Source organism: Ralstonia sp. ASV6 (genome assembly GCF_016429285.1).
Lineage (GTDB): Bacteria > Pseudomonadota > Gammaproteobacteria > Burkholderiales > Burkholderiaceae > Ralstonia > Ralstonia flaminis.
Genome location: NZ_JAELUI010000226.1, coordinates 1 through 5,597, shown reverse-complemented (window position 1 = coordinate 5,597; position 5,597 = coordinate 1). Strand labels below are relative to the sequence as shown.

The window sequence follows — 5,597 nt, the reverse complement described above, 5'->3', positions numbered from 1 at the left end:
CATCTGGGTAGTACCGCTCAAGAACGCCAACGCGGTGCAACTGGCCACCACGCTGCGTGCCATCGTGGCGGCCGACGCCACGCTGTCAGCCTCCGCATCCACTGGCCCGGGTGGGCAGAGCGCGGCGCAGGGCGCGACCTCGCAACCGACCGGCGGCGCCTCGGGTTCGCAGTTCAACCAGAACACGCAGAACACCAACTACGGCAGCGGTTCCGGCTCCGGCAGCGGTGGCAGCGGCAATTCGTCGTTCCGTGCCTCGTTCGGGCAGAACAACACCCCGACCACCGGCGGCATCATCCAGGCAGATGCGGCCACCAACGCGCTCATCATCACCGCCAGCGAACCGGTCTACCGCAACTTGCGCGCTGTGATCGACGATCTGGATGCGCGCCGCGCTCAGGTCTACATCGAATCGATGATCGTGGAAGTGACGGCGACCAAGGCATCGCAGCTCGGTATCCAGTGGCTGGCCGGCGGGGGTGGGCCCGGCACGTTTATCGGGGGCGGCACCAACTTCGGCACCGGCTCGAATAACGTGCTCAATCTGGCCGGCACGATTGCCGCCATCAGCTCGGGTGGCATTGGCGGCACCGCCGCGCAAGCCGCGCTGAGTAGCCTGAACGTCGGTCAACTCAACGGCGGCAACGTCGGGGTGTTCAACCGCGGCAGCGGGCTGGGCGCGCTGCTCAGCGCATTGGGTTCGGACGGCTCGGTCAACGTGCTGTCCACGCCAAACCTGATCACGCTGGACAACGAAGAAGCCAAGATCCTGATCGGCCAGAACGTGCCGATCACGACCGGTTCGTACACGCAGCAATCGGGCACGGCATCGCAGCCGTTCCAGACCTACGACCGCAAGGACGTGGGTATCACGCTGCGCGTCAAGCCGCAGATCACCGACGGTGGGCTGGTGAAGATGCAGATCTTCCAGGAGTCGTCGTCGGTGGTGAACGGCACGCAAAACGCGCAGCAGGGCCCGACCACCAACGTGCGCTCCATCGAAACCAACGTGCTGGCCAACGACGGCCAAGTGGTCGTGCTCGGCGGCCTGCTGGAAGACAACTATCAAGACGGCGAGCAAAAGGTGCCGGGCCTGGGCGACATCCCCATCCTGGGTGCACTGTTCCGCTCTGAGAGCAAACAGCGCGTGAAGACCAACCTGCTGGTGTTCCTGCGCCCGATCATCCTGCGCACGGCTGAAGCCACCGGCGCGCTGTCGGACAACCGCTACGACTACATGCGCACCCAGCAGCAGCTCTTTGTCTCGCCCAACATGCTGCCGACCACGTCCGACAAGGACACGCCGGTGCTGCCCACGCCCGACACCATGCGCCCCGCACCCAACTACGGTGATGTATCGATCGTGCCGAAGGGCCCCACCGGCACGCAGGTGCCGCCGGGCGCACCGCTGCCGATGCCGCAAGGCACCACGCGCAGTGAGCCGCGCCTGCAGAACTTCGCGGCACCCACCTCGGGCGGCTATGACGGCAACGCGCCGAGGAACGGCGGCTAAAGGCGCCGAGGACAACACACCATGGCAACGACGCAAGCCCTGACCACCGACGTCCAGACGCTGGAGCCGCCCTCGCAATCGGCGGTGCGACTGGTGCCGTACGCGTTCGCGCGCGACGCCCGCCTGCTTGTCGCCCGGCAGGACGTCGACACGCTGGAAGTCTGGGTCTGCCCGGAAACCTCGCGCACCGCGCTGGCCGAACTGGCCCGCGTGTTCGGCGCACTGCACCTGGTGACGCTCGACACTGCTGCACTCTCCACTGCCACACAGACGGCCTACAACGCCCAGGACGGCAGTGCCGCCCAGGTGGTCGGCGAGGTGGAAGGCGAGGTCGATCTCTCGCGCCTGATGCAGGACATTCCCGCCGTGGAAGACCTGCTCGAATCCGAAGACGACGCCCCAATCATCCGCATGATCAACGCGCTGCTCACGCAGGCCGCGCGCGAAGGCGCATCGGATATACACATCGAGCCGTTCGAGAATTCGTCGGTGGTGCGCTTCCGTGTGGACGGCACGCTGCGCGACGTGGTGCGTCCGAAGAAGGCGCTACACGGCGCACTGATCTCGCGCATCAAGATCATGGCGCAGCTCGACATTGCCGAAAAACGCCTGCCGCAGGACGGCCGCATCACGCTGCGCGTGGGTGGCCGCCCGGTGGACGTGCGTGTGAGCACCCTGCCCACCGGCCACGGCGAGCGCGCGGTGCTGCGTCTGCTCGACAAGGAAGCCGGCCGGCTGGACCTCAGCAAGCTCGGCATGGGCGCCGGCACGCTGGCACGCTTTGACCACCTGATCAACCAGCCGCACGGCATCGTGCTTGTCACCGGCCCGACGGGTTCGGGTAAGACAACCACGCTGTACGCGGCGTTGTCGCGGCTCGACGCGGCGTCCACCAACATCATGACGGTGGAAGACCCGATCGAGTACGACCTGGACGGCATCGGCCAGACGCAGGTCAACCCGAAGATCGACATGACCTTCGCCAAGGCCCTGCGCGCCATCCTGCGCCAGGATCCGGACGTGGTCATGATCGGGGAAATCCGCGACCTGGAAACCGCCCAGATTGCCGTGCAGGCCTCGCTGACCGGCCACTTGGTGCTGGCGACGTTGCACACCAACGATTCGGCGTCGGCGGTCACACGCCTGATCGACATGGGGATCGAGCCGTTCCTGCTGTCGTCGTCGCTGCTCGGGGTGCTGGCGCAGCGGCTGGTGCGCCGCCTGTGTGTACAGTGCCGCCGCGAAGAAGTGCTCGAACTCACGCCCGCTGAATTGGAAGCCGTGGCTGGCACACCGGTTGCGGATGGCGTGGTGCCGGCCACACCGGCGCACAAATCGGTGTGGCACCACGTGGGCTGCGAGCGCTGCAGCAACTCGGGTTACCAGGGCCGGACCGGTGTGTACGAACTGCTGACCGTCACGCCCGAAATCCAGACCATGATCCACCGCCAGGCAGCCGAATCCGAGATCAAGGCCCTCGCCATCGGCCAGGGCATGCAGACCATGCGCATGGATGCACAACGCTGGATCGACACGGGCGCGACCTCGCTGGAAGAAGTGCTGCGCGTGACACGCGATTAATGCGCAATTAGGGCGCGACGCGCGCGGCTGGCGCGTCACGGCCCGGCGCGCCATTCATAGTCCGGCCCGGCTGCGCTGTTTGGGCCTGTTGGCCCCTGGAGCCCTCTTAGATGCCGTCGTTGCGGTTGATGCTGATTGCCTTGGTGCAAGGCGTGGTTCTGTATGTGTGCGGGCAGCTGTCCAGCGCTCCCATGACCGACGCACAGCAGGCCATGCTGGCCAGCACTTTCACCCTCTTCGCGTTTGGCCCCACCGCGTACTACCTGTGCGAACACTCTGCCGCGCCGCGCCGCCAGGTTGCGCTGCTGCTTCTCGCTGCCGCATTGATTGCCGCCCTGGCCGGCTACAGCCACTGGATGGGGCAGGCGGGGTCGACATCCGAGCGCTTCAACAGCCTCGGCCGCGTGCAGTTGGTGTCGCTCGCGCTATGGGTATTGGCGCTGCCACTGATCCAGTTGCACGCCGATCGTCGTGCGCTGACCGACTACCCTGCCCTGTTCCGCACCAGCTGGCGCGACGCCATCCTGGTGATCGATGCCGCCGTCTTCACCGGCATCTTCTGGGCCGTGCTATTCCTGGGGGCGCAGTTGTTCGGCGTCATCGGGCTGAGTTTCTTCCGTGATCTGATCCGGAAGTCCGCCTTTGCTTGGCCGGCTACCACGGTGTGCTTTGCCTATGCCGTGCAACTTTGCCGGCGCCATGCCGTGATGGTCGAATCAATCCAGCGGCATGCGCTGTCGGCGTGCAAGTGGTTGCTGCCGCTGACACTGCTGATTGGCGCAGGCTTCGTGCTGGCGCTACCGTTCACGGGTCTGAAGGCGCTGTGGGCAACCCGCTATGCAGCCACGCTGCTGCTGTGGCTGCTGGCGGTATCGGTACTCTTCATCAACGCCGCATATGGTGATGGCAGCGAAGCGCCAGGCTACCCGCGCTGGCTGGCCGCCTTGCTGCGCTTGTTCACGCTGGCGCTGCCGGTGCTTGCCGGGCTGGCGCTCACCGCGATGTGGTTGCGCATCCAGCAGCACGGCCTGACCATCGAGCGCATCTGGGGCGTGCTGGTCGCGCTCACCGGCTGCGTCTACGCGCTGGGCTATGCGCTGGCTGCCTTGCGCGGTGGCGCATGGCTGGGCGGCATCGGCCGCGTGAACGTGGCGGTGGCGATTGGCCTGCTGGTCGCCATTGCACTGCTTGCCAGCCCGGTGCTGGAGCAGCATCGCCTGGCGCTGAACAGCCAACTCGCGCGCCTGGCCGCCGGCAAAGTCTCTGCCGAGAAGTTCGACTACGACGCCCTGCGCTTCGACATGGGCCGGCCGGGCCGCGCTGCACTGGCCAAGCTCGCTGCTGATACCACGCTCGCCAACCACGCCGAGATCAACCGGCGCGCCACACTGGCGCTGGCCAAGACGCAACGCTATGGCGACAACGCCAAGGGCGCCGACTTCGACACCGTGCTCGCCAGCACCAAGCTCTATCCGACAGGCGCCACCCTGCCCGCAGACTTCATCGACTACGCCCGAGCGCACCGCGACAACTTCATCTCGCTTGCGTGCAAGACGAACGACGCCGCCACCTGCGGCTTGATCGTGCTCGACCTTGACGGTGACGGCCAGCCCGAGATCCTGCCCGCCGTGCCGCAGTACCGTCCGCAGATCTACGCGCGCACCGCTGCCGGCTGGCAGACGATCGGCTACCTGGAGATCTCCTTGCGCGGCTGCCACGACACCACCGACGCGGACGCCGCAACCGCCACGGCGGCCAAGCCGCTCTGGAACGACTTGCTCATCGGCCAAGAGCGCTGGATGGTCATTCCCGACCGCGCCGCCGATTGCGACACCAACAAGAAGCCCTGACCGAACACGATTTGCCATGCCAGCCTTCCGCTACGAAGCCGCCGACGCCGCCGGCAAAACCGACAAGGGTGTCATCGAAGCCGACAGCGCACGTCAGGCGCGTACGCTGCTGCGCGCCCGCGGCCTGACGCCGCTGCTGGTTGACGCGCTGGGCGCGCAAGCCACCAAGCGCAGCGGATCCAGCTTCGGCAAGCGACTCTCCGCGCAGGAAAACGCGCTGGTCACGCGCCAGCTCGCCAGTCTGCTGGTTGCCGGTCTGCCGCTGGACGAAGCACTGGCGGCGCTGGCCGATCAGGCTGAACGCGCCTACGTGGGCGAACTGCTCGCAGCCATCCGCGCAGAAGTGGTGGGCGGCAGCTCCCTGTCGGTGGCGCTGGCGCAGCACCCGAAGGATTTTCCGGACATCTACCGCGCACTCGTCTCAGCGGGGGAGCACTCGGGCAACCTGGGCCTCGTGCTCACGCGCCTGGCCGACTACATCGAGAGCCGCAACGCGCTCACCTCGAAGATCAAGCTGGCGTTTACCTACCCGGCCATCGTCACGGTGGTGGCGTTTGCGATCGTGATCTTCCTGCTGTCGTACGTGGTGCCGCAGGTGGTAAGCGTGTTTGCCAACACGAAGCAAAAGCTGCCGACGCTGACCATCGTGATGC

At 66.4% G+C, this 5,597-nt stretch carries 4 protein-coding genes; all 4 read left to right on the top strand.

Going from position 1 to position 5,597, the window contains the following annotated elements; genetic code table 11:
• A partial coding sequence (gene gspD, locus JHD73_RS26170; protein ID WP_199033076.1) for a type II secretion system secretin GspD occupies positions 1-1,513 on the top strand: 1,513 nt, incomplete at its 5' end.
• Positions 1,514-1,534: 21 nt separating this feature from the next.
• Positions 1,535-3,094 carry a type II secretion system ATPase GspE gene (gene gspE, locus JHD73_RS26165; protein ID WP_199033075.1) on the top strand — a complete coding sequence of 520 codons (1,560 nt, stop codon included), beginning with the start codon at positions 1,535-1,537 and terminating at the stop codon, positions 3,092-3,094.
• 110 nt (positions 3,095-3,204) lie between these two features.
• Positions 3,205-4,944, top strand: a complete 1,740-nt coding sequence (locus JHD73_RS26160; protein WP_199033074.1) for a DUF4153 domain-containing protein — start codon at positions 3,205-3,207, stop codon at positions 4,942-4,944.
• A gap of 16 nt (positions 4,945-4,960) precedes the next feature.
• Positions 4,961-5,597: type II secretion system F family protein (locus tag JHD73_RS26155; protein ID WP_199033073.1), on the top strand; the 637-nt coding region annotated here is incomplete at its 3' end.